Annotated in this window: 23 protein-coding genes; 19 read left to right on the forward strand and 4 right to left on the reverse strand. The window is 53.8% G+C overall.

Annotated elements, in window-relative coordinates; all coding sequences use genetic code 11:
• Nucleotides 1-24: 24 nt before the first annotated feature.
• Both CCY01nite_RS16035 and CCY01nite_RS16040 read right to left on the reverse strand, forming a co-directional pair.
• Entirely contained in the window at nt 25-357 is a 333-nt protein-coding gene (locus tag CCY01nite_RS16035) for a YegP family protein (RefSeq protein ID WP_146863879.1), read from the reverse strand.
• Nucleotides 358-419: 62 nt separating this feature from the next.
• Nucleotides 420-1,430 carry a LacI family DNA-binding transcriptional regulator gene (locus CCY01nite_RS16040; protein WP_146863882.1) on the reverse strand — a complete coding sequence of 337 codons (1,011 nt, stop codon included), beginning with the start codon at nt 1,428-1,430 and terminating at the stop codon, nt 420-422.
• Between the two features lie 115 nt (nt 1,431-1,545).
• On the opposite strand from CCY01nite_RS16040, the gene CCY01nite_RS16045 reads away from it, so the two are divergent.
• On the forward strand, nt 1,546-2,433 hold the full coding sequence (locus tag CCY01nite_RS16045; RefSeq protein ID WP_146863885.1) for an inositol oxygenase family protein: 888 nt from the start codon (nt 1,546-1,548) through the stop codon (nt 2,431-2,433).
• Between the two features lie 45 nt (nt 2,434-2,478).
• Nucleotides 2,479-4,110 (forward strand): sodium/sugar symporter, encoded by a 1,632-nt coding sequence (locus CCY01nite_RS16050; RefSeq protein WP_146863887.1) that lies wholly within the window; start codon nt 2,479-2,481, stop codon nt 4,108-4,110.
• Nucleotides 4,111-4,114: 4 nt separating this feature from the next.
• Here CCY01nite_RS16050 and CCY01nite_RS16055 read toward each other — a convergent pair whose 3' ends face one another.
• Nucleotides 4,115-4,774: a response regulator transcription factor gene (locus CCY01nite_RS16055; RefSeq protein WP_146863890.1), complete on the reverse strand. Its 660-nt coding sequence runs from the start codon at nt 4,772-4,774 to the stop codon at nt 4,115-4,117.
• 1,249 nt (nt 4,775-6,023) lie between these two features.
• On the opposite strand from CCY01nite_RS16055, the gene CCY01nite_RS16060 reads away from it, so the two are divergent.
• The 12 genes from CCY01nite_RS16060 (at nt 6,024) to CCY01nite_RS16115 (ending at nt 20,195) form a co-directional block, all read left to right on the forward strand.
• A complete protein-coding gene (locus CCY01nite_RS16060) occupies nt 6,024-7,415 on the forward strand; it encodes an undecaprenyl-phosphate glucose phosphotransferase (protein WP_146863894.1) in 1,392 nt (463 codons plus the stop codon).
• Nucleotides 7,416-7,433: 18 nt separating this feature from the next.
• A complete protein-coding gene (locus CCY01nite_RS16065) occupies nt 7,434-8,141 on the forward strand; it encodes a hypothetical protein (protein WP_146863896.1) in 708 nt (235 codons plus the stop codon).
• Nucleotides 8,142-8,210: 69 nt separating this feature from the next.
• On the forward strand, nt 8,211-9,833 hold the full coding sequence (locus tag CCY01nite_RS16070) for a hypothetical protein (RefSeq protein WP_146863899.1): 1,623 nt from the start codon (nt 8,211-8,213) through the stop codon (nt 9,831-9,833).
• 253 nt (nt 9,834-10,086) lie between these two features.
• On the forward strand, nt 10,087-10,521 hold the full coding sequence (locus CCY01nite_RS16075) for a serine O-acetyltransferase (protein ID WP_246129956.1): 435 nt from the start codon (nt 10,087-10,089) through the stop codon (nt 10,519-10,521).
• The gene (locus CCY01nite_RS16080; RefSeq protein WP_146863902.1) at nt 10,521-11,582 is read left to right on the forward strand and encodes a glycosyltransferase family 4 protein; all 1,062 of its coding nucleotides are present in this window, start codon (nt 10,521-10,523) and stop codon (nt 11,580-11,582) included. Before CCY01nite_RS16075 ends, CCY01nite_RS16080 begins: the two co-directional genes overlap by 1 nt.
• The gene (locus tag CCY01nite_RS16085; RefSeq protein WP_146863905.1) at nt 11,566-12,930 is read left to right on the forward strand and encodes a phenylacetate--CoA ligase family protein; all 1,365 of its coding nucleotides are present in this window, start codon (nt 11,566-11,568) and stop codon (nt 12,928-12,930) included. Before CCY01nite_RS16080 ends, CCY01nite_RS16085 begins: the two co-directional genes overlap by 17 nt.
• 2 nt (nt 12,931-12,932) lie before the next feature.
• On the forward strand, nt 12,933-14,102 hold the full coding sequence (locus tag CCY01nite_RS16090) for a delta-aminolevulinic acid dehydratase (RefSeq protein WP_146863908.1): 1,170 nt from the start codon (nt 12,933-12,935) through the stop codon (nt 14,100-14,102).
• Entirely contained in the window at nt 14,080-14,811 is a 732-nt protein-coding gene (locus tag CCY01nite_RS16095) for a WecB/TagA/CpsF family glycosyltransferase (RefSeq protein ID WP_146863911.1), read from the forward strand. The genes CCY01nite_RS16090 and CCY01nite_RS16095 overlap by 23 nt, the downstream gene beginning before the upstream one ends.
• Nucleotides 14,808-15,896 (forward strand): non-hydrolyzing UDP-N-acetylglucosamine 2-epimerase, encoded by a 1,089-nt coding sequence (gene wecB, locus CCY01nite_RS16100; protein WP_146863914.1) that lies wholly within the window; start codon nt 14,808-14,810, stop codon nt 15,894-15,896. The genes CCY01nite_RS16095 and wecB overlap by 4 nt, the downstream gene beginning before the upstream one ends.
• A 97-nt stretch (nt 15,897-15,993) precedes the next feature.
• Nucleotides 15,994-16,230, forward strand: coding sequence for a hypothetical protein (locus CCY01nite_RS16105; protein ID WP_146863917.1), 237 nt, complete (start codon nt 15,994-15,996; stop codon nt 16,228-16,230).
• 22 nt (nt 16,231-16,252) lie between these two features.
• Entirely contained in the window at nt 16,253-17,728 is a 1,476-nt protein-coding gene (locus tag CCY01nite_RS16110; protein WP_146863920.1) for an ArnT family glycosyltransferase, read from the forward strand.
• Between the two features lie 25 nt (nt 17,729-17,753).
• Complete coding sequence (locus tag CCY01nite_RS16115; RefSeq protein WP_146863923.1) at nt 17,754-20,195, forward strand: phosphocholine-specific phospholipase C; 2,442 nt, start codon at nt 17,754-17,756, stop codon at nt 20,193-20,195.
• Between the two features lie 132 nt (nt 20,196-20,327).
• Here CCY01nite_RS16115 and CCY01nite_RS16120 read toward each other — a convergent pair whose 3' ends face one another.
• Entirely contained in the window at nt 20,328-20,912 is a 585-nt protein-coding gene (locus tag CCY01nite_RS16120) for a YdeI/OmpD-associated family protein (RefSeq protein ID WP_222614415.1), read from the reverse strand.
• A 174-nt stretch (nt 20,913-21,086) separates the two neighbouring features.
• On the opposite strand from CCY01nite_RS16120, the gene CCY01nite_RS16125 reads away from it, so the two are divergent.
• The 5 genes from CCY01nite_RS16125 (at nt 21,087) to CCY01nite_RS16145 (ending at nt 26,773) form a co-directional block, all read left to right on the forward strand.
• The gene (locus CCY01nite_RS16125; RefSeq protein ID WP_146863929.1) at nt 21,087-21,614 is read left to right on the forward strand and encodes a hypothetical protein; all 528 of its coding nucleotides are present in this window, start codon (nt 21,087-21,089) and stop codon (nt 21,612-21,614) included.
• Between the two features lie 74 nt (nt 21,615-21,688).
• A complete protein-coding gene (locus tag CCY01nite_RS16130) occupies nt 21,689-22,300 on the forward strand; it encodes a hypothetical protein (RefSeq protein ID WP_146863931.1) in 612 nt (203 codons plus the stop codon).
• Nucleotides 22,301-22,308: 8 nt separating this feature from the next.
• Nucleotides 22,309-23,046 carry a sensor histidine kinase gene (locus tag CCY01nite_RS16135; protein ID WP_146863934.1) on the forward strand — a complete coding sequence of 246 codons (738 nt, stop codon included), beginning with the start codon at nt 22,309-22,311 and terminating at the stop codon, nt 23,044-23,046.
• A gap of 36 nt (nt 23,047-23,082) precedes the next feature.
• Nucleotides 23,083-23,754 carry a response regulator transcription factor gene (locus CCY01nite_RS16140; protein ID WP_146863937.1) on the forward strand — a complete coding sequence of 224 codons (672 nt, stop codon included), beginning with the start codon at nt 23,083-23,085 and terminating at the stop codon, nt 23,752-23,754.
• A 124-nt stretch (nt 23,755-23,878) separates the two neighbouring features.
• The gene (locus CCY01nite_RS16145; RefSeq protein ID WP_246129957.1) at nt 23,879-26,773 is read left to right on the forward strand and encodes a TonB-dependent receptor; all 2,895 of its coding nucleotides are present in this window, start codon (nt 23,879-23,881) and stop codon (nt 26,771-26,773) included.
• Nucleotides 26,774-26,788 lie beyond the last annotated feature (15 nt).

Here is a 26,788-nt window from a genome sequence, read left to right on the forward strand (position 1 = left end):
GGTGATGAACCGGCTTATATTAGATTATGCGGATTGATCATCGACACTGGCATCCGGCGCGTTCTTCTTTACAGATTCAACGCCGCCGCTGCGCCCCGAGCTGCTTTCATACATTTCACTAGTACCAATGATCTGCCCGTTCGAGGCTTTGAGATTGAAATAATACTTGCCGTTCGATGAGGTCTTCAGATCATACCTGTCATCAATTACAGCGTTGGTTTTCACAGATGCGATGCCGTTCTCGCAGTTGGCTTTGGAAGAATATCCTTCGCTGCTGAGGATCGGTTCACCGTTACCCGCTTTCAGTTTAAAACGAAATTCTCCGTTTGCGCTCTTTGTAATGACAAATGTTCCCATAACTTGATGTTTTAGTTACCGGAATTTATAAAAATCCTGCGAAAAGTTTTATTAAGAAATTGTCATCCGCTGGATTCTCTCGCGATCAGTTCTGACGGAATGATCACCTGCTGCTGCGCAGGCTTCCCGCGTTTTTTGTCCAGCGCCCTGAGCAACACGGTGGCAGCGGTTTTCCCGATCTCGAAGGCGGGTTGTGTGATAGTAGTGAGAGAAGGTTGAAGGATGGTAGCGATCTCAAGGTTGGAAAAGCAGATCACTTTCACATCGCCGGGAATGGACAGGGAAAGCTCCTGGCAGGCCTGGTACACCGGTGTGGCAAGCTTTTCCACCGAAGCCACAATACCGTCCGGCCGTTTCTTTCGTTGCAGCAGCTTTTTTACCTGTTTATAGTTGAAGGCGGCATCTGTGCCGCACTGCACAATATTTTTTCCCGACGACCGGAGCTGGTGGTCAGCCAGGGCTTTCAGATATCCCTCCATCCGCCGCGTGGCGATGGAAAGGTTTTCGGAAATAGTAAGATAGGCGATCTGTTTGCATCCTCTGCTGATCAAATGTTGGGTGGCCGCATAACCGCTTTCAAAATCATTGGTCACCACTTTGTCCGTCTCCACCTCATCCAGCGCCCTGTCAAAGAACACAACGGGCACCTCTTTTTCCATCAGGTCCCTGATATGCCGGCCGGAAACCGTTTCCCGGGAAACGGACATCAGCACGCCATCTACCCGCCCGCCCTGGAACTCGTGCAGGATGGATTGCTCATTCGCCAGCCGCTCATGCGTGAGGGAGATGAGCACATGGTACCCCTGTTCCTTTACAACGGATTCAATACCGTTAATGGCCAGCGAAAAAAAGCTGTCCGCCACCTCCGGGATCACCACGCCGATGATCTTGCTGCGCCTGCCGCGGAGGCTGCTGGCATAAGGGTTCGGCATATAGTTCAGCCGCTCGGCCAGCGCCAGTACCCGCTTTTTGGTATCCTCGCTGATCTCGTAACTGTCCCGCAATGCTTTCGAGATAGTAGAAACGGAAAGGTTCAATTCTTTTGCCAGCGCCCTGATGGTTACATGCTTCATTTTTACGAAAACGGTTTCGTAAATAAAGCTAAGCTATTATGCAAAGAATCATTAAAAAACGTCCGAAATTGTAGACAAAGGTTAAGCACTGATTTTTCCACGTAAAAAGTTCCTCATGGCGGCCACTCAAAAATTCAACGAGCAAGAACGCAATCCTTTGAATAGTCTGGATGAATGGGAAGACGCGGTTTTAGAGCGTTACCCCGATCCTGAAGCGATCGCTTCCTCCAAATCCACGGAAGAATACCGTAATTACGACAACCCGGAAAGGGACACCGTTCGTGAGTTCTACCGGCTGAACCACACGTATCAGACCTATGATTTCGTGCAGGAAAAGCGGAATGAATTTTTGAAATTCGATAAAAAGGAAATGCCCGTTTGGCAAGCCTTCGATTTCCTGAACCAGCTGGTGGATGATTCAGATCCGGATACGGACCTGGACCAGTTCCAGCACCTGCTGCAAACCGCCGAGGCGATCCGCGCGGACGGGCACCCGGACTGGATGGTGCTGGTGGGCCTGATGCACGACATGGGCAAAGTACTCTGCCTGTTCGGAGAGCCGCAATGGGCCGTGGTGGGAGATACCTTCCCCGTTGGCTGCGCGTATTCCGATAAAGTGGTATACCCGGAATACTTTTCGAACAATCCCGATTTCAACCGCCCGGAATACCAGACGCCCACCGGCGTGTATGAAGAAGGATGCGGACTGCGCAACGTACATATGTCCTGGGGACACGACGAATACGTGTACCAGATGATGAAAGACCATTTACCCGAGCCCGCGCTCTATATGCTGCGATACCACTCATTTTATGCATGGCACCGTGAAGGGGCCTACGGCCAGCTGCTGGACAGCCACGACCGGGACATGCTGAAATGGGTGAAATTATTCAACCCTTACGACCTGTATTCCAAGAACCCGGTGCCGCCGGACTGGAAAGAACTCAAACCATATTACGAAGACCTGGTGGCAAAATACCTGCCCCGTACACTTAAATTTTAATCAACCAGACCGGAGGAAAGAGCGCTGTGGACATAACTAACTTCCATGAATAGATTGCAGCTCGCAGATTACATTGTTTTTTTCATTTACTTCATCATCATTGCGGCCTACGGGTACTACGTTTACAGGAAAAAGAAATCAGCTGGCAACAGCGCAACGGACTTCTTTCTGGCGGAAGGAGCATTAACTTGGTGGGCTATCGGCGCTTCGCTGATAGCCTCCAATATTTCTGCGGAGCACTTCATCGGCATGTCCGGCTCCGGCTTTGCGCTCGGCCTTGCCATTTCCACCTACGAATGGATGGCCGCCGCCACGCTGATCATCGTCGCCATTTTCTTCATCCCCCTGTATTTGAAGAACAAGATCTACACCATGCCGCAATTCCTGGCAAAGCGGTATAACGGGAAGGTCAGTACGATTATGGCGATCTTCTGGCTGCTGGTGTATGTATTTGTGAACCTCACTTCCATTATCTACCTCGGTGCGCTGGCGATCGCGTCCATATCCGCCATTCCGTTCGAATGGTGCATTGCGGGCCTGAGCGTTTTTGCGATCGTGGTAACATTGGGCGGGATGAAGGTGATCGGTTATACCGATGTGATACAGGTGCTGATACTGATCATCGGCGGGCTGGTGACCACTTACCTGGCGCTGTCCCTGCTGTCCGAGAAGTTCGGTTACGGCAGCGATATCTTCAAGGGGCTGGCGGTGTTGCGCAAGGAAGCGCCCAGTCACTTTCACATGATATTCGATAAAGGGCATCCTTATTATAAAGACCTGCCGGGATTGTCCGTATTGATAGGGGGAATGTGGATCAATAACCTGGCGTACTGGGGCTGCAATCAGTATATCACACAACGTGCGCTGGGGGCGGACCTTAAAACGGCGCGGCGTGGCATTCTTTTCGCGGCTTTCCTGAAATTGCTGGTGCCGGTGATCGCCGTGCTGCCGGGTATTGTGATGTATGTGCTGCATCAGAACGGTATGTTCCAGGAGGAGATGCGCGATGCGGCCGGCGTTATCAAGCCGGACCATGCGTACCCTACATTGATGAACCTTTTGCCCGCCGGGCTGAAAGGCGTGGCGTTCGCGGCGCTCACAGCGGCTATCGTGGCTTCGCTGGCGGGGAAGGCGAATAGTATCTCCACCATTTTCTCCCTTGATATTTACAAGAAATTCTTCCACAAAAATGCATCGGAAAAAGAGCTGGTGAGAACAGGCCGCTGGGCCGTGATCATCGCCATGCTGCTGGCGGCGCTGGTAACGCCCGCACTGAAATCGCTGGACCAGGCGTACCAGTTCATACAGGAATATGTGGGCTTCATTTCGCCCGGTGTGCTGGCTATTTTCCTGCTCGGCTTCTTCTGGAAGCGCACAACGGCGAACGCGGCGCTCACCGGCGCTTTGCTGACGATCCCCATTTCCACGGTGCTGAAATTCCTGCCGGTATGGACCGGCGGCGCTTTCCCGGATTACCCGTTCCTGGACCGGATGTCCATCACCTTTGTGCTGATCGTGCTGATCATGATAAGCATGAGCCTCGCATCGCGGCGGCCGGTGAGCAGTGAGCAGGTGATAGAAGTCGATACTTCCATGTTCCGCGTGTCCGCGGGTTTCATATTTGCTTCCGTGATCATTATCGGGATACTGGCCGCATTGTATACGGTCTTCTGGTAAGTGGTCAGCGTTTGCGCCGTTTCACCTGGTCTTTGATAACATAGTGGAGCAGGCCGTAATGCCCGGAAATATTGAGTTTCTTGGCAATGTTGTACCGGTGGTTCTCCAGCGTTTTCATACTAATGCTCAGCTCTTTTGATATCTCCTGCGCGGTGAGGCCGTCGGATACCATGCGGTATATCCTGAACTCCGTTTTGCTGAGCTTGTCCGCCACTTCGGCGGGGATCTCCACTCTTGGCGGCTCGCCGGCCGCGGTGGTCTGCGCCGAGAAGTCGGCAATGTTCCTGAAACGGCTCAGGCGCGCCTTGATGCTCATCAGCAGATGCTGGCCGTTGAAAGGAGCGGGGAGATAATCGTCCGCCCCGAGGTTCATGGCGAACCTGGCATGGTCCCAGCCCGGTTTGCCGTTGATGAAGATAAAAGGGATATGGTTCAGGTGCATGCTGTTACGCACCTCGATAAGAAACTGGTGGCTGCTGATATGGTGCAGCTGCATGTCGCAAACAATGAGGTCGGGCATCGTCTGCATGCTCAGCGCAACCGGTGAATCAGCAGAGCCGGCCGTCACCACCTCGTATGATTGCTGGCGAAGCAGGGGCTCCACCTGCCGGTTGATTGCAGGATCATCTTCCAATAATAATATTTTGATGATCTGATTTTTCATGAATGCTCAATAGGCTCCAATGGAGCCATTTACGCCTGTTATGGATATGGTAAAGCCCAGGCGCTTGAATAGAACCCTGTTTGTAAACGACCTCCGGCCCGCATGTCAGGACGGGCTGAAGCTCAGTAATGAGAACAACAATAATGCTGAAGAATGAACGCAGTTGTTTGAACCTCTGTACCTCTCATATACAATAGGCCAATCTTAGCGGGAATTAGTGTCAATCATATCTCTCAGTATTGTCGGTGTATCCGAGGTGTTGCTTCGGTATTCGCTAATTGTTTTTCTTTTTTAATGGATATGCATGCCCGGTTTATCCGGACAATATCTTGGCAGTTTTCATGGAATGACTTCCGGCAATAAGATGAATCTTAAAGGATCGTGTCTGGCATTGTGCCTGATGCAGGAGTATAGGACCATGGTTACTGTTCTGATAAATTGGAATTAAAAAACACCCGGGATCACCTGCCCATTGTTCCGTTACTGATCAGCAACGGCTTAGCATTCCAACACATGTTTCCGGGAGTGTGGGGTTTTTTCGGAAGATAAGGCTAAAGTTTTTGGGTGGTTCGTCAGATTTTGTCGTCAGCATCAAATAAATATATCCAGGTAGGACCTTTAATCCGTAGTATTAAAAAACTCCATAGGTATATTCGGAGGGCAAAATAGATAAAAAAGTCGCAGATTTTCAAATAGTGCGCCCGAAAAATAAGCATTCCTTCGTCTTTGGGAACGATCCCAAAGGCACGGCCTGGGTGAATGCCCCTGATAATGAAGTAGAAACAGGGCAAATATGAAGTTGGCTTTTTTTTCTTTTCGCCCTGATATTTTCCCTTCCTCCGGCCCCAAAATTGGGTGAAAACACCCAGATCAGCGGGTGTATCCACTCAATTATCCTTGCATAAACCAGCTTCCCGCAATTTTTGGATCATACCGTCTCATCTTTGCGCTGTAATACTGATTACAAGCCTATACGAAATTTTGCAACCATTCCTATCATAACCAATCCCGGTGGGGCTGACGAAGAATGAATCCTTTTAGCCTGTTTCAGGCGTGTTTTTAACCACATGTCAGCAAGCGATATAGTCAGCCCCATCTGGGTATCCTTTCCCGGGTACACATATTTTAACCATGCTTTTTGATAAAGTCGGATTTATCTATGCATCCTTTTGCCTGTGAGCAGCCAACCTGCTTTTAGTCAACCGGGATCAATTGGTTATTATGAAAATTAATACTACCGGTCTTTTATATGCAAACACGTTACCTCTATTCCCTTAGGTTTATCCTGGCGGCGAGGGACCTGTTGCTGGTAAATGCTGCTTTCTTTATCGCCTTTTATCTTACCAGCGGTCTGAATACAGGTCTTTCTGTCCGGGACTACCTTCCCTATGAAATTGCGGCCTGCCTGCTTTGGCTGTTTTCCGCCAGCTGGTCTGGTTTGTATGATCATGACAGGGCGCAGCATTACCGGCAGGTGCCGCGTTCCGCCTGGCGGGGGCTTGCCTTGCATTTCACGCTGGTAGCCTGTTACATGACCTTCTCCAGGGACCAGGAATTGTCCCGCTTCTTTATTGTGGCTTTCTATGCTGTTCTTCTGACGTTCTTCCTGCTGATCCGGTTGACCGGTGTGCATGTGGAGAACATGCTTTCCCGCCGGTTCAGGATTTACAAGAGCGTGGCGGTGCTTGGCAGGAACGGCACCGGTTCGCGGCTGGCGTCTTACTTCCGGCAGCATGACCGGCGGTTCCGGTTCGAGGGGTTCCTGGAAGATAATTACAGCAAGCTGGTAGAGAAAGACGGCGGTATTATGGTATCCACCGGTGATCAGATACGGCAGGCGGCTGACAATGGCATTACCGATGTGTATGTGTCGCTGGCGCCGGAAAGGATCGCGCAGGCGCAGATATTGATGGAGGAAGCGGAGCGCCAGTGTGTGCGCCTCAAGTTTGTGCTCGACCTGGAAGACAAGCTGAACATGCCTTTCGAGATCGACTACATGGGAGATTTCCCGGTGATCAGCCTCCGCAGGGAGCCGCTGGAAGATATGCAGAACCGCCTTTACAAAAGGGTGGTAGACATATTCTTCAGCCTTTTTGTGCTGGTGTTCGTCCTGAGCTGGCTATACCCCCTGCTGGCCGTGATCATCAAACTGCAAAGCCCCGGCCCCGTACTCTTCCGGCAATTGCGCACCGGCCGCAACAACCAGCCCTTCTACTGTTACAAGTTCCGCAGCATGCGGTTGAACAACGACAGCGATACGCGGCAGGCCACGAAAAACGACAGCCGCATTACGCCCATCGGGCGCTTTATGCGTAAGTACAGCCTGGACGAGTTCCCGCAGTTCCTGAACGTGCTGATCGGCAACATGAGCATCTCCGGCCCGCGCCCCCACATGCTCAAACATACCGAGCAATACAGCGCCATCATCAACCGCTTCATGGCACGCCACTACCTCAAGCCCGGCATCACCGGCTGGGCGCAGGTGAACGGCCTGCGCGGCGAAACGCGCGACCCGCGCCTGATGGAGCGCCGCGTGGAGCACGACATCTGGTACATGGAAAACTGGTCCCTCTGGCTGGACCTGAAAATAATTTGCAAAACCGTGGTCAACCTCTTCGGCGGAGAAGAGAATGCCCGTTGATCCCTTACAACTACAGACATGAAGAAACGTTTACTGTTCTTTTTTACCGCCGCCTGTATGCTCATGGCCTCGTCGCTGCGGGCACAGTATTACTATAACGAAAGGTACGGCTACTTCTTCCAGCAGAAGTTCGGTTTTCACGCCGGCACACAAGGGCTGGGCATGGACCTTTCCCTGCCGCTGCACCAGCAGGTGGCGCTTAATATCGGCGGCAGCATCCTGCCGTTCAATATGCCCATGAACAGCGTGCTCGGCAGCTACCAGATCCGCTCAAAGGCCCGTGCCGAACTATACAATATTCATTTGATGCTGGACTGGGCGCCATTCCCCGAAGGCGGCGCTGTGTTAGGAAAATTCGTGATGAGCGGGGGGCTCGCCTATTTCTTCAAAGCAAGCGGAAGGGTAGACAGTCATCTTAAAGACAATTATTTCTATGGCGACATAGAAGTGCCGAAAGAAGATGTGGGCATGCTGCGCACGGAAATAAACTGGAAGAACAAGCTCGCGCCATACGCCGGCATCGGTATGCAAAACATGTATACCAGCGAGCGCTGGAGCCTCGGCTTTTCGCTCGGCACGTATTATATGACCGCGCCTCCTGAAGTGAAGCTCACCGGCACCAACCTGCTCGCGGGGAATGAAGTGAACGAAGCGACCGTTACCCGTAACATGAGCACCTATCGCTGGTGGCCGGTATTACAGATCACCCTCAGCCATGATTTTTAAGGAAATACTATGCAACCGAGCATGCTAATGCGAGGTTCCATCTGGCTGTCAAAAATTAAATATTAACAGATGAAATATAAACTCTACTTACTCTTGTTGAGCGTTCTTTTATTGCAGTGCCAGAACCCTTTGCAGGATGTGGAAATACAGATCAGCACGGACATCCTCCATTACACCACGCTGGTGCAGGTGGAAGACGGCAACGGCAATCCGGTGAGCAACCTCACAGTCGCCATTACCGGCCAGGACGCGGACCAGATCTATAACCTCGCCGGCACCAAAACATTCCTGCTGCAAAGCGGCGTGCTGGGCCTCGGCGTGCATCCGCGAAGCGATCCCGAAGAAGGCATGCCGGTGATGTTCAACATTGAGCTGAGCGGCACTGGCTTCCTCACGCAGAACATCCCGATGACCATTCACAAAGGACAGCTGCAGCAGGTGATAAAAACAGACGTGCTCAACATCCGCGAAGCGCCCGCCGGCATCGCCGTTGCCACGCCCACCGCGCCCCTGCAGGGCGGCGCCACCGCAGAGGAAGTGACGCTGGAAACCGCTCCGCAGAACCAGGCCACCGAAGTAACGAAGATCACCATGCCCGCCGCCACACAGTTCCAGGATGCGGGCGGCAATACGCTTGCAGGCGGGCAGCTCGGCGCTGTGATCGCACATGTGGACCCCTCCAAAGAATCCGCATTGCGCATATTCCCCGGCGGCGGCCTTATCTCCAACAATGTACAGACGCCTACTGGCAACACCGCGGGCACGTTCATTCCCGCGGGACTGGTGAACATAGACATGTCCGTTGGCGGCGTAGCCGTTAAACATTTTTCCCAGCCCATCACCGTGGGCATACAGATAGACCCTTCATTTACCAATATGAACACCGGCGGTATTGTGAAAGCCGGCGACGAGCTGAGCATTTACAGCTACGAAACCGGTGCGGCAAACTGGAAGTATGAAGGGAACGGCACGGTAGAGATGATCGATGGCAAGCCAACAGTCGCCTTTGAAACCACGCACCTTACCTGGTTCATGGTAGGGAACTTCGTGTCCAGCTGCCCCTCTTACCAGTCGCTGACGCTTACCGGCACCTGGCTGACGGCGGGCATCAAATACCCGATGGTGGTAGAAGCCATGGTGGCCGGAAAGGTAGTTGCCAGCGTTAACGCGGACATCAGCGTGTCGGAGAACACCGTGCGGATGAACAATCTGCCGGAGCAGGGCGTCAGCATCCGCGTGAAGAACGAAAATGGCGAGATACTGGCCATGCGCGCCATCACCGGCTCCTGCAGCTCCGTGAACACCATCACGCTTTCACGTCCCTCCGTGATCAACAAAAAAGTGACCATGCAGCTGCATGTGCGCTGCCCGAATAATGTAGCCACCATCGGCGTACTGCCCACCTTCTACCTGTATTACCGTCTGGCTAAACCTACCGCCGACGTATCCGGTTACAAGCTGCTCGGCGTGGTGGAAAAAGGTTTCATCTCCACCACAGCGCTGACGCCGGGCACCGTGGGCTATGATTTCAAAGCCGTGTGGGGCGACCAGGTGAAATACGCGCATAATAAAATAGTGGCGGCGGACAATACGGCAACCGTAGGAGATGGAGAAGGAGAGCTGATCGGAGAGATCGATCCGGCGAACAACCTTCAGATGTTACAGGAAAAATGTAAAGAATTCGGATTGTGATGAAGCGAACGCACGGTGCATGGCTGATCAATGATATGGCAGATACTTCCGGCGTCCGCTTGCGGACGCCGGCTACTTACTACCCTTCAATTTTACACTATTCCTGTGGACCCTTGCAGCTTACCGGTGCTTCACCAATGGAGTTGCCTGGCGGTCTGTGCCGACCCACCGGAGGTTTTCTGTTCCGTCATTCCGTGCAGGCACGGATGTTCCCGGCGGGGCAGAAAGCCGCTGCTTTCAAAACAACTTTTTTATGCTGAACGCGATACACATATACCGAATGGCGTTCTGGCTGAAACAGCGCCGCATTCCGCTTTTACCGCGCCTCCTCACGCTGCTGATATTCCTGTTGTACAACAGCAAGGTGCCGGCCACCGCCAGGATCGGCAAAGGCTCGCTGTTGGGATACGGCGGTATCGGCGTGGTCATACACGACCGCGCGGTGATCGGCGAAGGCGTGATGATCGGCCCCAATGTAACGATCGGCGGACGTTCCGGGCATCATGAAGTGCCCGTGATCGGTGATCATGTAGAAATATCCACCGGGGCAAAAGTGCTCGGCCCGGTCAGGATCGGCAATCATGTGATCATCGGCGCAAATGCCGTGGTGATAAAAGATGTACCGGATCATGCGGTGGTGGCGGGCGTACCCGCCAGGATCATCCGGATACAACAAAATGACAATTGATGGATTACGGAACGATCGTTTTTGTGGGCGTGAGTCCCGATGATAAAGGAGGGATTGCCAGCGTACTGAAAATGTACCGCGAACATTTTGATGGCGGAAGGTTCTTTACATCCAGCGCCCGCCCGGCGGGCTTCCTGTTTACCTGCCTCCGTTTTTGCCGGCTGCTGGCCTTCACGCCCCGGATCAGGGTGGTGCATATGCACGGCGCATCGCGGGGCAGCTTTTACAGGAAATACGTGCTGTTCCTGATCGCCAGGTACATATTCCGCAAACAGGTAGTCTATCATGTGCACGGCGGCGGCTTTCGTCAGTTTTTCGAAGGATCGGGAAAGTTTGTGCAGGGGAGGATCAGGCATTTCATAGATCAGGCGGACGCCCTGATCTGCCTGTCCGAAAGCTGGAAACAATTTTTCCTGCAGCATTTCTGGCCCTCGCACATCATGGTATTGCCCAATGCGGTGGCGAAAGTAACGCCCCGCACCGGTGGAGAAGCGGAGAAGATCATCTTTCTCTTTATGGGAAAGATCGGCGAACGGAAAGGCATATACGATCTCGTGAAGGCCGCATCATTATTGAACACGCAATACAAGGGGCAGTTTGAAGTATGGATCGGTGGTGATGGAAATATGCAGACGCTGCGCCTGCTGATAGAAAGTAACGGGTTGCAGCAGACCATCTTCCTCAAAGGTTGGGTAACCGGTAATGCAAAGGAGGAGCTGTACAGGAAGGCAACCGTTTTTGTGTTGCCTTCCTATGTTGAAGGACTGCCGGTATCCGTGCTGGAAGCCATGTCTTACGGCATGCCCGTCATCGCCACCAATGTGGGCGGTATTCCCGAGCTGGTAAAGGACGGCGAATCCGGTCAGCTCATTGCGGCCGGAGATATAGCGGCATTGCGCAACGCGATGGAGCGCTTCATCCGGGACCGCCGGCTGGTGCGGGACATGGGACGCGCAGCGGAAGCGACCGTTCAGCAAAACTTTGTATTTGAACAAACGAAAATGAAGCTGGACAAGCTTTATGCAGAATTAACCGATAACGAAAATGTTGGAAAGGCTTAAAATATCCCTGTTGAAGAACAGCCACCGCCTCCCGGCAGGGCTGAACTTTGCATTGTCGAAATTCAACAACGACCCGGTGCGGGTTTTCGGAAAAGCATACGGTCGCTACCGGACGGAGCTGCAAGGGCAGGAGGGCAGGGAAGCGGAAAGAACGGAACGTCTCCTGAGCATTGTAAACTATGCGGTGCGGCAGATCCCTTATTACCGGGAACGCTACGATGGAAAGACGATCCGCAGCACCGCGGAGCTGCAGGGTACCTTCGGTTTTACGGACAAGCACATCCTGCTGGAAGATCCGGCGGCATTCCGGCCGGAGCATTTCAACGAACAGGCGTATGAGCTTGTCACCACCGCAGGTACCAGCGGTAAGCCCCTGCAGCTCTATGTTCCGCGCAACCGCTATGCGCGTGAATGGGCCACCGTGCACGATGCGTGGAGCCGCGCCGGATTCCGGTTCGATCACCGGGCCGTTATGCGGAACCACCGCCTGCCCGCGGGAAAAACCTTCGTGGTGAACCCCTTCACAAAGGAGATCATCTTCGACAACTTCCGCCTTACAGACGAGTACATCCCCGAAATATACCGGATGATCCGCAAATACCAAGTCCGTTTCGTTCATGCCTATCCTTCCGCCGTACACCATTTCGTTACTTACTGCCACCGGCATGGACTGGACCTTTCATTCATCAGGGCTTTCCTTTGCAGCTCTGAAAACGTGTATCCGCATCAGTTAGAACAGGTGCGCCAGCAAAGCGGCGCCAGGATGTTCTCCTTTTACGGGCATACCGAAAAACTGGTGTTCGGTGCGTTCTGCGAGCATACGGACCACTTTCATATGGACCCGGACTACGGCTTCTTTGAACTGGTGGACGAACAGGGCAGAACGGTTAATACACCAGGCATGACCGGAGAGATCACCGGCACCACGCTCAACAACATCGGCATGCCGCTGATCCGCTACAGAACAGGGGATTACGCGGAATACCTCGGCGATCACTGTCCGCATTGCGGCCGCAGCATGCCCGTGCTGAAGCGGATCATGGGCCGCTGGAACGGAGACCGGGTGTACAACCGCGATGGCTCCTATGTGACCACCACGGCGCTCAACCTGCACGGAGAAATTTACCGGAGAATTGACGGCCTGCAATATTACCAGCCCGAGAAAGGCGTACTGGAAGTAAGGATCATCAAAAATGCGCTGTTCACGGACGCCGATGAAGAGCAGCTGCGGAACCTCATCAGCACAAAACTGTCACCATCCTCCACCGTCACCGTCCGGCACGTGGAATGGCTGGAAAGAAAGCAGAACGGGAAGTTCCTGTTACTGATCAGTAACGTTGAATTATAAACATGGATATCGTTTCTTCTTTTAACAGGCTGAAGGATTACTGCGAACGCGAGGATTTCCGCGGCTGGGACCCGTACGACGGTCTGAACAGCACACTGTTCAGACGCCTGCCGTATATCTCCGGCAAACGCTGGCCGCGGCTGGCCTGGATACAACTGATGAAACGCTCGCCCTTTAATTTCAGGCCGGTCGTGGGCGTGAAGAAAGAGCACAACCCCAAAGGGCTGGGCCTCTTCCTGGCCGGCTACTGCAACCTGTACAAGCGGGAACCGGCCGCTCCGTACCTGGACAAGATCGTTTATCTCGCGGACAAGCTCATCAGCCTGCGCGCGGAAGGCTACAGCGGCAGCTGCTGGGGATATAATTTCGACTGGCAGGCGAGAGCCTTCTTCCAGCCGCGGAACACGCCTACCGTGGTGGCGACCACCTATATCGCCAACGCGCTGATGGATGCTTACGAGATCACGAAGGAACAGCGTTACCTGACCGTGGCGCTTAGCAGCGCCAACTTTGTGCTGTATGACCTGAACCGCACGGACGGCGCATTTTCCTATTCGCCGCAAGACCATACGCAGGTCTTCAACGCATCGCTGCTGGGCACGCGCCTGCTGTCCCGCATCTACCATTATACCCGCGACGCTTCGCTGCTGAAGCCCGCCCGGCTTTCCGCGGCGTTCTGCTGCAGCCGGCAGCAGGAAAACGGTGCATGGAGCTACGGCACATTACCTTTCCATCAGTGGATAGACAATTTCCATACCGGCTACAACCTGGAATGCCTCACTGCCTACCAGTATTACACGCACGATCACAGCTTTCAAAAATCGATCGAAAACGGCACCGCTTACTATCTCCGGACTTTTTTTACGGAAGATGGCAAGCCCAAATATTACAGCAACAACCTGTATCCTGTGGACGTACACAACACCGCGCAGCTGATCATCACCCTTTCCCGCCTCCACCTCTTCGGCGAGCACCGGGCGCTGATCGACAAAGTGCTGGGCTGGACCATCCGCAACATGCAGGACGATGAAGGATACTTCTACTACCAGCTCCGCCGCGGCCTCCGTTCCAGAACGCCATACATGCGGTGGGCGCAGGCGTGGATGTTCAATGCGATGTCTCTTTACCTCCTTGAAATAAAAAATCAAAATGACCAGAACAGCTATTTGTAACGTTCCGGTGGATATGCTCACCATGCAGCAAACGCTGGACCACATAGAAGACGCCATTATCCGGCGCAAACAGATACATCACGTAGTGATCAATGCCGCGAAAGTAGTGCATGCGCAGAAAGACGTGGAATTGAGAAACGCCATCGTCAACTGCGATATCATCAATGCGGACGGCCAGTCGATCGTATGGGCCTCCCGCTTCCTGGGCGCGGGGCTGCCGGAGCGGGTGGCGGGGATAGACCTGATGGAGGCGCTGGTGAACATGGCGCGCAAAAAAGGATATAAGGTATTCCTGCTCGGCGCCCGCGAGGAGATCGTCACGAAAGTAGCGGATACCTACGGCCCGCACATCGTTGCCGGTTACCGCAACGGTTATTTTTCCAAAGAAGAAGAAGCGGAAGTTGCCGCGCAGATCGCCGTATCCGGTGCGGACATGCTGTTTGTCGCCATCACCTCCCCAAAGAAAGAATTGTTCCTGGATGCATACAAGGACGTGATCAACATCCCGTTCATCATGGGCGTAGGCGGCAGCTTCGACGTGGTGGCGGGGCTTACCAGACGCGCTCCCCGGTGGATGCAGCGCATCGGCATGGAGTGGTTCTACCGCGTAGTGCAGGAGCCGCGCCGCATGTGGAAGCGCTACCTGTTCGGCAACAGCGCATTTATCTATCTCGTTCTGAAAGAAAAAATGAAGAAAGCATTCCTATGAAGATCACGATCATTGCAGGCGCCCGCCCGAATTTCATGAAGATCGCGCCGATCATCGACGCCATCCGCAGGGCCGCATCGGGCGGAACAGACATCCGTTACCGGCTCGTGCACACCGGGCAGCATTACGATAAAAAGATGAGCCAGGAGTTCTTTGAGCAGCTGGATATTCCCGAGCCGGATGCCAACCTGGAAGCCGGCGGCGGCACGCAGGCGGAACAAACGGCTAACATCATGGTGCGGTTCGAAAAGGAGCTGATGGAACATCCGGCGGACCTGGTGCTGGTGGTGGGGGATGTGACCTCCACCATGGCCTGCTCCATCGTTGCCAAAAAACTGCATACGCGCGTGGCGCATGTGGAAGCGGGCATCCGCTCCGGAGACATACGCATGCCGGAAGAGGTCAACCGCCTTGTTACGGACGCGCTGACGGACTACTACTTCACCACTTCAGACATTGCCAATGAAAACCTGCGGCGGAGCGGCGTTACAGAAGAACGGATATTTTTTGTCGGCAACACCATGATCGACACGCTGATCAAACAGATGCCCCGGCTGCGGAAGCCGCCGGTATGGGAAACTGCGGAGCTGCAACCAAAGGCATATTTTGTGGTAACCCTGCACCGCCCCGCGAATGTGGACCAGGAAGGCCAGCTGCGGGTGCTGCTGCAGGAGATCATTGCGTTAAGCCGCGGCCTGCCGGTGATCTTCCCCGTACACCCGAGAACAGCGAAAGTACTGGCCAACGCGGGCGTGGATGCGCCCAACCTGTACATGACCGGCCCCATGAGCTATCTTGAATTTAACTACCTCGTGCGGCAGGCCAAAGCCGTGATCACCGATTCCGGCGGCATCACCGAGGAAACCACGGTGATGGGCATTCCCTGCATGACGCTGCGCGACAGCACGGAGCGGCCGGAAACCTGCCTGACCGGCACGAATGAATTGCTCGGTACTTCGCCGGAAGCGTTGCGTCCCGCCATGGAGCGCCTGTTTGCCGGAGCATGGAAGAAGGGCGGTATTCCCGCGCTGTGGGACGGGAGAACGGCGGAGAGGATCGTGGGGCATCTGGTGGAATTAAAATAAATCCGTATTTTCACATTCCATTCTTATCCACCTTACATGACGTAGCGAGCAGGTAAGCCGAAAACTGTTGATTGAAGAGTAGGCACAATCTTTTTTGATGATGATCATCATTGCTATGCTTTGTCCCGGTCTTTCCTTTCTGTTAAGAGGAAAGATCATCTCCGCTCTTTTTGCCTTCATACTGCAGGTAGTGGCCGTGTTTACGTTCGTATTTTTCGGCGCCGGTTTTTTATTGTGGGGATTGCTGGCCTTCTGGGCCGTATCGTCCTATAACAATGCGCAGGCCAATAAAAGGAACCGCGAAATGATCAGAGCCATGCGGTCGAGGAACTAATGCAGATAATCCACCGCAGCATATGAAGAAATATCTGCCGCTTATTCTTTTCTTTTGCTTTGTTAAACTTGCCATTCATCTTGCCGGTAACTCCCGTTACGGCTTTCACCGCGACGAATTGCTGCATTTGTCCGCCGGCTTTCATCCCGCCTGGGGATATATGGAGTTCCCGCCTTTCATTGCGTTCGTCGCCCGGCTGTCCGTATGGATCTTCGACGTTTCCCTGTGGGGAATGCGGCTTTTTCCCACGCTGGCAGGGCTTGCCATATTAATACTTTGCTGCGCGATGGCAATTGAAATGGGCGCGAAGAAAATGGGCGTAATGCTCGCCGGTGTGAGCGTACTGGCCTTTCTGCCTTTTTACCGCAATCACCTGCTGTTCCAGCCCGTGGCGTTTGACCAGTTATGCTGGACGCTGGGGTTCTTCCTCCTGTTAAAATACATCAACACCCGTAAGCCCGCTTATCTCCTGTGGATGGGATTCGCGGCGGGGCTTGGCCTGATGAACAAATACACTTTCCTTGTCTGGGGCCTGGGCCTGGCCAGCGGCCTGCTGTTTTACGAAAGAGGCCGCCTGTTTCGGGACAAGTGGCTGTACCTGGCCGCAGGAATCGTGTTGCTGATGACGCTGCCCAATCTCTACTGGAACATACAGCATCATTTCCCCATCCTGCAGCATATGAAACGGCTGGCGGAGCTTCAATCGGAAAAGCAGGCATATTGGGAGTTCGCGGCGGGACAGTTGAAATTGCCTTTTACATTAGCGATAAGTCTTCTTGGGCTATACGCTCTTTTTTTTGACCGGTTATCCAGGAAGTACCTGCCTTTTGGCGTAGCCGTAACCGTTATTTTTATATTGATGTGGATGTTGCAGTCCAAATCCTATTATTTCTTTGCAGCCTATCCCGTACTATTTGCCGCAGGCGCCGTTAAAACAGAGCGGCTGCTCGTCCGCCGGCTGAAATGGAACTATGCCGTTGCGGCCATCCTGGTAATACCGGTTGCGCCTTTTGTTCCGGACGCCATTCCCGTTCTGCCGGTGGAAACGTACCTGCGCTACACGGATAAAACGCCACGGCAGCTCACCAGCGACTATGCGGACATGTTCGGATGGGAAGAGCAGGTAAAGCTGGTGGACAGCCTTTACCGTGCGTTACCACAAAATGAAAGAGACCGCTGCGTGATATGGGCGGAGAACTATGGAGAAGCCGGCGCCATCCTCATATTGGGAAGGAAGTACGGGTTGCCGGAGCCGGTATGCAGGCACGGGAGCTTCTGGCTTTGGGGGCCGGGGGAGAAGGACGGCGATGTGGCGATCAGCATCGGAAATGAAAAGGAAGTAGTGGATTATTTGTATGAAGATGCCCGGCTGATCACAATGATCACCCATCCCTACGCCATTGAAGAAGAAAATAATATCCCTGTTTACATCTGCCGCAAACCCCGGATTCGTTTCCGGGACCTGTGGCCGAAGCTGGAAGAGCGGGTGTTTGAATAAGCGGAAATATTCCTATTTTGTACGCATGGATACGAGAAGGGAATTTCTGCGAAAAGCAGCATTGCTCACGGGAGCAGGGGGGCTGGCCAACATGCTTCCCGAAACGATTCAGCGTGCACTGGCTATCAACCCCGCGCCGGGCAGCACTTACCTCGATGCGGAGCATGTGGTGTTCCTCATGCAGGAGAACCGTTCCTTCGATCACTGCTTCGGCACGCTCAAAGGTGTGCGCGGTTTCAACGACCCCAGGGCGCTGAAACTGGAAAACGGGAATCCCGTATTCCTGCAGTCCAATGCCGCCGGAGAAACGTATGCCCCTTTCCGTATGGACATAAAAGACACCAAAGCCACCTGGATGAGCGCCCTGCCGCACTCCTGGGCGGATCAGGTGGATGCGCGCAACAACGGGAAATATGACCGCTGGCTGGACGTGAAGCGCTCCGGCAACAGGGAGTACAGCCGGATGCCGCTTACAATGGGCTATTACAACCGCGAAGACCTGCCTTTCTATTACGCCCTCGCAGACGCATTTACCGTTTGCGACCAGCATTTCTGCTCCTCGCTTACCGGCACTACGCCTAACCGGCTGTACTTCTGGACGGGCACCATCCGCCAGGAGCAGCACGCCCAGGCAAAGGCGAATGTCTGGAATTCAGATGTGGATTACCACAAGCCCGCTCACTGGAAGGCTTTCCCCGAGGTGCTGGAAGAACAGGGCGTTTCCTGGAAGATATATCAGAACGAGATCAGCGTGGGCGTAGGATTTGAAGGGGAGGAGGATGCCTGGCTCGGTAATTTTACCGATAATTCCATCGAATGGTTCTCCCGGTATCATGTAGAATATTCGGAGGCCCATCAACGTTATCTCAAAAAATTAGTGGATACCTTGCCGGCGGAGATCGCCGCACTCGAAAAGCAGCCGGGTGACAAACGCATCGCCCGTTATAAGGCCACACTGGAAAAAGCGAAGGAAACGCTGGCCCGCATTGCGGCGAAGCCCTTCGATACCCTGCCGCCGGAAGAACAGGCGCTGCACAGGAAAGCTTTCACCACCAACGAAAAAGATCCCGCTTATCATCAGCTCACCACATTGCAATACAAGGATGGCGATACCGAACGCACGGTGCAGCTGCCGAAAGGCGACATCCTGCATCAGTTCCGGCAGGACGTACAGAACGGCCAGCTGCCCACCGTATCCTGGGTGGTGGCGCCGGAAAATTTCTCCGATCATCCCGGTGCGCCCTGGTATGGCGCCTGGTACCTCTCCGAGGTGATGGACATCCTGACGCAAAACCCGGAAGTCTGGAAGAAGACCATCTTCATCCTTACCTATGATGAGAACGATGGCTATTTTGACCACGTGCCGCCCTTTGTGGCGCCCCGTCCCGGTGATGCCGCGGCCGGTAAAGTTTCCGCGGGCATCGATACCTCCGTGGAATACGTAACCATGGATGCCCAGGCGCCGGGGGACGATGCCCGTGAAAGCGCGATCGGGCTGGGGTACCGCGTGCCGATGATCGTAGCTTCGCCCTGGAGCCGTGGCGGGTACGTTAATTCGCAGGTCTTTGACCACACGTCAGACCTGCAGTTCCTCGAAAAATTCCTGTCGCACAAGCTGCGAAAGAAGGTAGCCAGCGAAAATATTTCCGCCTGGCGGCGTACCGTCTGCGGTGATCTGACCTCCATCTTCCGCCCCTATAACGGGGAAAAGATCCACCCTCCCGCATCTGTCAACAAAGAAGCTTTTATCGAAAGCGTGCACAAGGCAAAGTTCCGGGAAGCCCCCGCCAACTTCACAAAGCTGGACGCAAAAGACATCGCATCGCTCAAAGCCGGCGGCAGCGCCCCCTTCCTGCCGAAACAGGAGCCGGGCATACGCCCGTCCTGCGCCATTCCCTACGAGCTGCACGCCAATGCAAAGCTGGATGCCGGCCGTAAAAACATCACGCTGGAACTGGCCGCCGGCAACCAGCTCTTCGGCGCCACCGCTGCGGGCGCGCCCTTCACCGTATACACCGGCAGCCAAATGCAGAACCGCTCTTACGCCGTTGCCGCCGGTGACCGCCTCACAGACGCCTGCGCATTGCAGGATGGAAAGTATGCCCTGACCGTATACGGCCCCAATGGTTTTTACCGGGAAATAAAAGGCGCGGCGAATGATCCCGCGCTGGTCATCGCCACCAGCTATAAAAAGAACGGCATCCTGATGCTGGACCTCCGCAATGCCGGTAATAAGATGCTCGAAGTAGAGATACGGGACAATGCCTACAACAGCAAACCGCTGCACGCAAAAATAGCGGCGGGCAAAGGAGCGGCCTTTCCACTGGACCTTTCAAAAAGCCACGGATGGTATGATTTCAATGTGATCGTGAAAGGGGCGGGGGATTTTGAAAGAAGATACGCCGGCCATGTGGAAACGGGAGCGCATAGTTACAGCGACCCATATATGGGGATGACAGGCAGTTGATTCGGGGATTACCCATAGATTATCCATGGATCATCCATAGCATATCCATGGCATACCCATAGATACGAAAAGTTGATGATGATTTATTGATCAGGAAGGAAGAAAAGAGAATATCAACCGGTGAATTTACATTCACTTTTTATACTTCCAGTGCCGGGTCTTCCCCCCGACCATCCACTCCACCGCGGTGCCGATCCGTTTTGCGCGGGTTTCGTCCGTTTTCGCTTCCGTGATCCATTCGATATACTCTTTCCTGTTGGAATAGCTGAATGCTTCAAAGGTCTGCAGGGCCGCTTTGTTTTTCTTCAGGGCAGACAGCAGGTCTGCGGGCGTGACCAGTTCCTTTTTTTCCGCCGGGCTCTTTGCGGGCAGCTTTACGCCATCTTTGTTCAGCTTGTCCGCCTCCCTGATATAAGCGATGAGCACTTTATCCGCCGGAAGGTCTTCCAGCGATGTGATCCTCCCCAGGTGCCCCATAGCGGCCTGGGCCCGGAGGATGCCCTGTTTGTCCTCCAGCAGCGAGCCTTTCCAGAACCCGAAGGCGCAGTGCGCTGAAAAAGCGGCCATGTGGCACAGGTTGCTGCCATAGCTTTCAAAATGCGGGGAGCTCCATTTGATGGCTTCGGTGGCATGCGGGCAGGCTTTGTGCACCAGCGCCCGCAGGTGAAGGAGGATCGGCCGGGCAAAGGGCGCTGCTTTGCGGATATACTCGTCCATGTTCTTCATATTCCAAGTTACTGAAATTCCCTATCTTGTATCCGCTGACTCATCCATGTAACCCGGCCATATCATTCTATACGTATTTATACCTTTTTTTTCGGGAGCTTCTACTTAGAGCATCTTTGATCCGCTGCGTTATCTTGCAATCACTCACATAAAAACACAATGGTTATGAAAAGATCCCAATCAGTTTTGTATCTCGTGATCCTGCTGCTGCTTGTTTTGCTGGTCTACGCCTGGTTCTTCCGCCGTACGCCCATACCCGTGAATAATGAGCTGGCAAAGGAACATGTTATACCGATGACTGAGGCGGCGGCTTACACCCGCGCGTTCGCGGACGCTAAAAACCGGCTGGCCGCGCAGTTGAAAGACACTTCCTACCTCACCCGGGAATTTAACCTCCCCGTTTGTGAACTGTTCAACAAGGATGCCATTGCCACCCTGCTTAACAAGGAAGGAGCTACCGGCATCCGTATCTATCTCGGCCTGAATGAAAAGCGTGAGGTTTGTTTTGTGATCGTGCCCACCAGCCAGGAAGGAAAAGATATCCGCGGCAAGCTGGTGGCGGACAACGGCTTTTCTATCCCCGGTATTTCCAAAGCCGTGGCATTGCCCCCGGACCAGCTGGAAGAAGCCCTCGAACGCGGCATCCGCTGCCCGCATATGTGTGACTTCGACAGCCCGCTTTCTTTACCCTGATAATTGTAAATACGCACCGAATGTCGCTGGATATATCCCTGCTGTTTAGTTGTACGGTTTTAATACCCCTGATCATGGGATTGGTACGTGTGAACCGCGTCCGCTCCAGCTATCAGCCATTTTTGTTATTCCTGCTGCTGGCCTTCACCGCAGAAGTGGTAGGCTATGTGAGCGCAAAGCTCACCCGCAGCAACATGCTTTCCGCTAACATATACACCTTGCTGGAAGCAGGTCTGATCCTCTACCAGTTCTACGCCTGGGGCTTCCTCAAAAAACGCCCCGGTTTGCTCATAGCGCTGGTAGGGGCTTACCTGCTCACATGGACCATCGAGAACCTCGTGGCCGGTAACCTCAGTGAAAACTTCTGCTCCTATTTCGTAGTACTCTACTCCCTCGTCACCGTACTGCTCTGCATCAACGAGATCAATTCCCTCATCACCGCCTGGAGCGGCAACCTTTTCACCCATGCAAAGTTCCTGATCTGCATCGGCTTTATCATCATCGGCGTATACAGCCTCATCACCGAAGGCACCATGCTGATAGATCCCGGAAACTCCTTTGTGACCAACAAGATCTTCACACTCTACATTTTTATCAATGCTTTCGTTAATATTGTCTACGCAGTAGCCGTTTATTTCATGCCCGTCAGGGATGACTACTACTTTTCCAAACGGTTCAAAGCGTAAGACGCCCCATGGAAGACAGGATATTCTATACAACGATCCTTTTATGCTCACTGCTCGCGGTGATCATCATTTTCTTCGTCACCTCCATCATCCGCTATCACCGCCGGTACATCCACCTCCAGCGGGAACGCATCACGGCGGAGATCAAGCTGCTGGAAAACGAACGCAAACGCATTGCCACCGATCTGCACGACAGCCTCGGGCCGCTATTGTCCACCGTCAAGCTTAACATCTGCAGCGTAGAGGTCGGCGACCCGCGCGATCAGCAGGTCATCTCCAAATCATCCCGGTATATCGACGAGATCATTTCCAGCATGCGGCAGATCTCGTACGACCTGCTGCCCAATACCCTCGAACGCAAGGGCCTGCTGGAAGCCATCCGGGAATTTACCGACCATCTCGGCCAAAGCCAGCTATTGCAGGTGAACGTCTACGCCATGAACCCCATCCAGCCCAATCCGGAAAGAGACATCCACATCTTCCGCATCGTGCAGGAGATCATCCATAACACCATCAAACATGCCGGCGCAAAGAAGCTGGACATCGGCTTCAGCCAGGATGAAAAAGAACTGCTCGTGCTCATTCACGACGATGGCAAAGGATTCAATGTGGAAAAAGCAAAAGACTCCCGCGGCCTCGGCCTCAAAAGCCTCGAAATACGTACAGACATCATGCATGGCGCCATCTCCATCCGCTCCACGGCAGGCGAAGGCACCCACTATTATATCCGCATACCAGCCAGATAATTTGTATCTTTATTCCGGAACCCTCTCTCTGCACGCATGAATTACGATATCAGGCTGGTGGTAGCCGACGATCATGAAATATTCCTGGATGGGCTGGCCCTGATGCTGTCCCGGCAGGATCATATTGTCCTCGCCGGCCAGGCCGCCGACGGACGCGAGCTTATCGAGATCGTGGAAAAGGAAAATCCCGACCTGGTGATGACAGACATCAAGATGCCCCGGATGGACGGCATATCCGCCACCAGGCATATCATCAGCCGCAACCCGGAGGCGCGCATCATCGCCCTTTCCATGTTCGATGAAGAAGACCAGATCGTGGAAATGCTCGAGGCCGGCGCCAAAGGATACCTGCTCAAGAACGCCGACAAACAGGAGATACTCGAAGCGATCACCAGCGTGTATGAAGACGGCACCTACTATTGCAGAAGCACCTCCGCCAAGCTCGCCGCCATGATCGCGCGCAGCAAATTCAATCCATACAAACAGAAAGAACAGGTCACTTTCACCGACAGGGAACAGGAGATCATCCAGCTGATCTGCCAGCAGCTCACCGCGCAGCAGATAGGCGACAGGATATTCCTCAGCAAACGCACGGTGGAAGGATACCGTACCCGCATCCTCGAAAAAATGAACGTGCGCAACACCGCCGGCGTGGTCATGTATGCGCTGAAGAATAACCTGATAAGGGAAGAAGACCTTATCCTGTAAACCGGCAGCTCATCCTTCCCAATAGCCGTTCATTTCACTTTTTTCGCTTCCTTCCTTTTTTTACCCGGCCTCGAAGGTTTTACCCGGATATATCGTCCAATTCAAACAGTATAATCGACGAAATATGCGGCATGCACTGATCTTTACTATTTTATTGCTGACCTGCGCCCAGCTTACCCACGCGCAGACCATGACCCTGAAAGGCATCCTGCGGGACAAAACGGACAGCGCCGCATTGCGGAACGCTACCATCCGCCTCACTTCCCCTGACGATGCGCAATTCAGAAAACAGGCATTGACGGACAAAGACGGTGCTTTCCAGATACCGGAGCTGAAAGCGGCCCCCTACATCATCACCATCAGCTATATCGGCTATGGCGAACTGACCCGCGCTATCATGCTGCAGGCCGAAACGCAGGACCTGGGTACCATTTACATGCCCAAATCTTCCCGCGACCTGAAGGAAGTAGTGATCAAAGGCCAGGTGCCCGCGGCGCAGCAAAAGGGAGATACCCTGCAATACAACGCAGATGCGTATAAGACCAACCCGGACGCCAGCGGGGAAGACCTCGTGAAGAAGATGCCCGGTATTGTGGTGGAAAACGGCACCGTGAAGGCGCATGGTGAAGATGTGAAAAGGGTGTTGCTCGATGGAAAGGAATTTTTCGGGGAAGATGCTACGCTGGCGCTCCGCAACCTGCCCGCCGAAATGATCTCGAAGATCGAAGTGTTCGACCGCCAGAGCGACCAGGCGCAGTTCACCGGCTTCGACGACGGCAATTCCCAGAAAACGATCAACGTGGTCACCCGCGCCGAAATGCGCTCCGGCCAGTTCGGGAAGGTGTTTGCGGGATATGGCACGGACGGGCGCTACAGCGCCGGCGGCAGCGTGAATCTCTTCAGCGGCGACCGCCGTATTTCCCTCATCGGCCTCACCAACAACATCAACCAGCAGAACTTCTCGCAGCAGGATCTGCTCGGCGTCATGAACGCAGGCTCCAGCCGCGGCGGCCGCGGTGGCAGAGGCGGTGGTGGCCGTGGTGGCGGCGGTTTTGGCGGCGGTGGCGGCAACTTCATGGTAGGCCAGCAGGACGGGATCAACAAGACCAATTCATTCGGTGTGAACTACAGCGATGAATGGGGCAAGAAGATCAGCGTAACCGGCAGCTACTTTTTCAACAACAGCAATAACAGCAACGAAGAATTCACCAATACGCAAACGGTGCGCGACGACGGCACCAGCCAGTACAGCACCGAAGAACAACGGTCTTCCGGCAACAACTACAATCACCGTCTGAATATGCGGATGGAGTACAAGATCGATTCTTCCAATTCGATCATCTTTACACCCAGCATCAGTTTCCAGAATAACCGTTCATCTTCCAACAGCTTTACCACCATTTCACCGGAAGGTTTCAATCTCAACCCCATTTCCAGCTCGGAAAACATTCGCAGCGCGAAGAACTCCGGTTATAACCTCAACGGTAACCTCACGTACCGCCACGCTTTTGCAAAGAGAGGACGCACCTTGTCCCTCGGCATCGGCTTTGGCGCCAATGACCGCGAAGGGGAAACGCACAATCAGAACTATGTAACCGATATCAAGAACGGTAACCTGACAGACACCGTTAACCAGCAGGTATTGCCTTTCTCCGACGGCTACAACCTCAGCGCGAACATTGCCTACACCGAACCGATCGGCAAGCAGGGACAGTTGCAGTTCGAATACAGGCCCTCCGTTTCAAAAAGCAATTCAGACCGCAAAACGTATGATTTTGATACGGACCTGGACAAGTTCGCATTGATGGACACCAGCCAGAGCAGCCTTTTCAATAATACTTACACCGCGCAGAACACCGGCGTCAGCTACCGCCTGGGCAACCGGGACAAAATGCTGTCCTTCGGCGTATCCTACCAGCATTCCACGCTGGCCAGCGACGCGATCTTTCCCGTGGAGGCGAAAGTGCGCAAGTCATTCAGCAACATTCTGCCGAATGCCATGCTAATGATGAAAGCGGGCGAGTACGGCCGCATCCGCTTGTTCTACCGCACCAACACCAACAATCCTTCCATCCAGCAATTGCAGGACGTGCTGAACGTGGGCAACTCCATCAATGTATCGATGGGGAACCCGGAACTGGACCAGTCCTTCGGCCACACGCTGGCCGCCCGGTACAACTACACCAATACGCAGAGCGGGCATAATTTCTTTGCCAACGTATTCTTCAGCAGCACGCAGGATTATGTGACCAACGCGATCTATTTCGCAAAATCAGATACCGTGCTCACGCCTACGTTCACGCTGCTGCAGGGCGGGCAGATATCCAAACCGGTGAACCTGGACGGGTACTGGAGCGTTCGTTCCTTCTTCACCTACGGCGTACCGGTGAAGTTCATCAAATCGAACTTCAACCTGAATGCCGGCGTAGGCTTCACGCAAACGCCGAATATGATCGACAATGTATCCAGCCTCACCGGCAATTACAATTACAATCTTGGCGCGGTAATATCCAGCAATATCAGCGAGTATGTTGATTTCACGGTGAACTACTCCGCGAATTTCAATACGGTGAAAGACCCTACCGCCGAGCAGACCACCACGAAATATTTCTCCCACACGGCCGGCGTGAGCTTTAACCTGTTGAGCAAGAACGGATGGATCATGCAGCAGGACCTGAACAACCAGCTGTATACCGGTTTGAGCGAAGGCAATAACCAGAGTTATGTACTCTGGAATGCCAGCGTGGGCAAGAAGTTCCTGAAGAACCAGCGGGGCGAGCTGCGTTTGTCCGGCTTCGACCTGCTGAAGCAGAACCGGAGCATCAGCCGTATACAGAACGGCAAGATCACGACGGACGTGAGGAGCCAGGTGCTCACACAGTATTTTATGCTTACATTTACTTACAAGCTCAGGAATTTCGGGAAGGCGCCGGCCCGCTCGGAGGAAAACAACGAACGGCGCTGGGGACCGCCCGGTGGTGGCGGTCGTCCGGGTGGAATGATGGGCAGACCGTTTTAACATCATATACTGAAC

Origin of the sequence: Chitinophaga cymbidii (assembly GCF_007992715.1) — a bacterium.
Taxonomy (GTDB): domain Bacteria; phylum Bacteroidota; class Bacteroidia; order Chitinophagales; family Chitinophagaceae; genus Chitinophaga; species Chitinophaga cymbidii.

Excerpts from the sequence above, each read along its gene's own strand:
- CCY01nite_RS16035 (WP_146863879.1), bottom strand. The coding sequence starts at position 357 with ATGGGAACATTTGTCATTACAAAGAGCGCAAACGGAGAATTTCGTTTT.
- CCY01nite_RS16040 (WP_146863882.1), bottom strand. The coding sequence starts at position 1,430 with ATGAAGCATGTAACCATCAGGGCGCTGGCAAAAGAATTGAACCTTTCC.
- CCY01nite_RS16045 (WP_146863885.1), top strand. The coding sequence starts at position 1,546 with ATGGCGGCCACTCAAAAATTCAACGAGCAAGAACGCAATCCTTTGAAT.
- CCY01nite_RS16050 (WP_146863887.1), top strand. The coding sequence starts at position 2,479 with ATGAATAGATTGCAGCTCGCAGATTACATTGTTTTTTTCATTTACTTC.
- CCY01nite_RS16055 (WP_146863890.1), bottom strand. The coding sequence starts at position 4,774 with ATGAAAAATCAGATCATCAAAATATTATTATTGGAAGATGATCCTGCA.
- CCY01nite_RS16060 (WP_146863894.1), top strand. The coding sequence starts at position 6,024 with ATGCAAACACGTTACCTCTATTCCCTTAGGTTTATCCTGGCGGCGAGG.
- CCY01nite_RS16065 (WP_146863896.1), top strand. The coding sequence starts at position 7,434 with ATGAAGAAACGTTTACTGTTCTTTTTTACCGCCGCCTGTATGCTCATG.
- CCY01nite_RS16070 (WP_146863899.1), top strand. The coding sequence starts at position 8,211 with ATGAAATATAAACTCTACTTACTCTTGTTGAGCGTTCTTTTATTGCAG.
- CCY01nite_RS16075 (WP_246129956.1), top strand. The coding sequence starts at position 10,087 with ATGCTGAACGCGATACACATATACCGAATGGCGTTCTGGCTGAAACAG.
- CCY01nite_RS16080 (WP_146863902.1), top strand. The coding sequence starts at position 10,521 with ATGGATTACGGAACGATCGTTTTTGTGGGCGTGAGTCCCGATGATAAA.
- CCY01nite_RS16085 (WP_146863905.1), top strand. The coding sequence starts at position 11,566 with ATGTTGGAAAGGCTTAAAATATCCCTGTTGAAGAACAGCCACCGCCTC.
- CCY01nite_RS16090 (WP_146863908.1), top strand. The coding sequence starts at position 12,933 with ATGGATATCGTTTCTTCTTTTAACAGGCTGAAGGATTACTGCGAACGC.
- CCY01nite_RS16095 (WP_146863911.1), top strand. The coding sequence starts at position 14,080 with ATGACCAGAACAGCTATTTGTAACGTTCCGGTGGATATGCTCACCATG.
- wecB (WP_146863914.1), top strand. The coding sequence starts at position 14,808 with ATGAAGATCACGATCATTGCAGGCGCCCGCCCGAATTTCATGAAGATC.
- CCY01nite_RS16105 (WP_146863917.1), top strand. The coding sequence starts at position 15,994 with ATGATGATCATCATTGCTATGCTTTGTCCCGGTCTTTCCTTTCTGTTA.
- CCY01nite_RS16110 (WP_146863920.1), top strand. The coding sequence starts at position 16,253 with ATGAAGAAATATCTGCCGCTTATTCTTTTCTTTTGCTTTGTTAAACTT.
- CCY01nite_RS16115 (WP_146863923.1), top strand. The coding sequence starts at position 17,754 with ATGGATACGAGAAGGGAATTTCTGCGAAAAGCAGCATTGCTCACGGGA.
- CCY01nite_RS16120 (WP_222614415.1), bottom strand. The coding sequence starts at position 20,912 with ATGGACGAGTATATCCGCAAAGCAGCGCCCTTTGCCCGGCCGATCCTC.
- CCY01nite_RS16125 (WP_146863929.1), top strand. The coding sequence starts at position 21,087 with ATGAAAAGATCCCAATCAGTTTTGTATCTCGTGATCCTGCTGCTGCTT.
- CCY01nite_RS16130 (WP_146863931.1), top strand. The coding sequence starts at position 21,689 with ATGGGATTGGTACGTGTGAACCGCGTCCGCTCCAGCTATCAGCCATTT.
- CCY01nite_RS16135 (WP_146863934.1), top strand. The coding sequence starts at position 22,309 with ATGGAAGACAGGATATTCTATACAACGATCCTTTTATGCTCACTGCTC.
- CCY01nite_RS16140 (WP_146863937.1), top strand. The coding sequence starts at position 23,083 with ATGAATTACGATATCAGGCTGGTGGTAGCCGACGATCATGAAATATTC.
- CCY01nite_RS16145 (WP_246129957.1), top strand. The coding sequence starts at position 23,879 with ATGCGGCATGCACTGATCTTTACTATTTTATTGCTGACCTGCGCCCAG.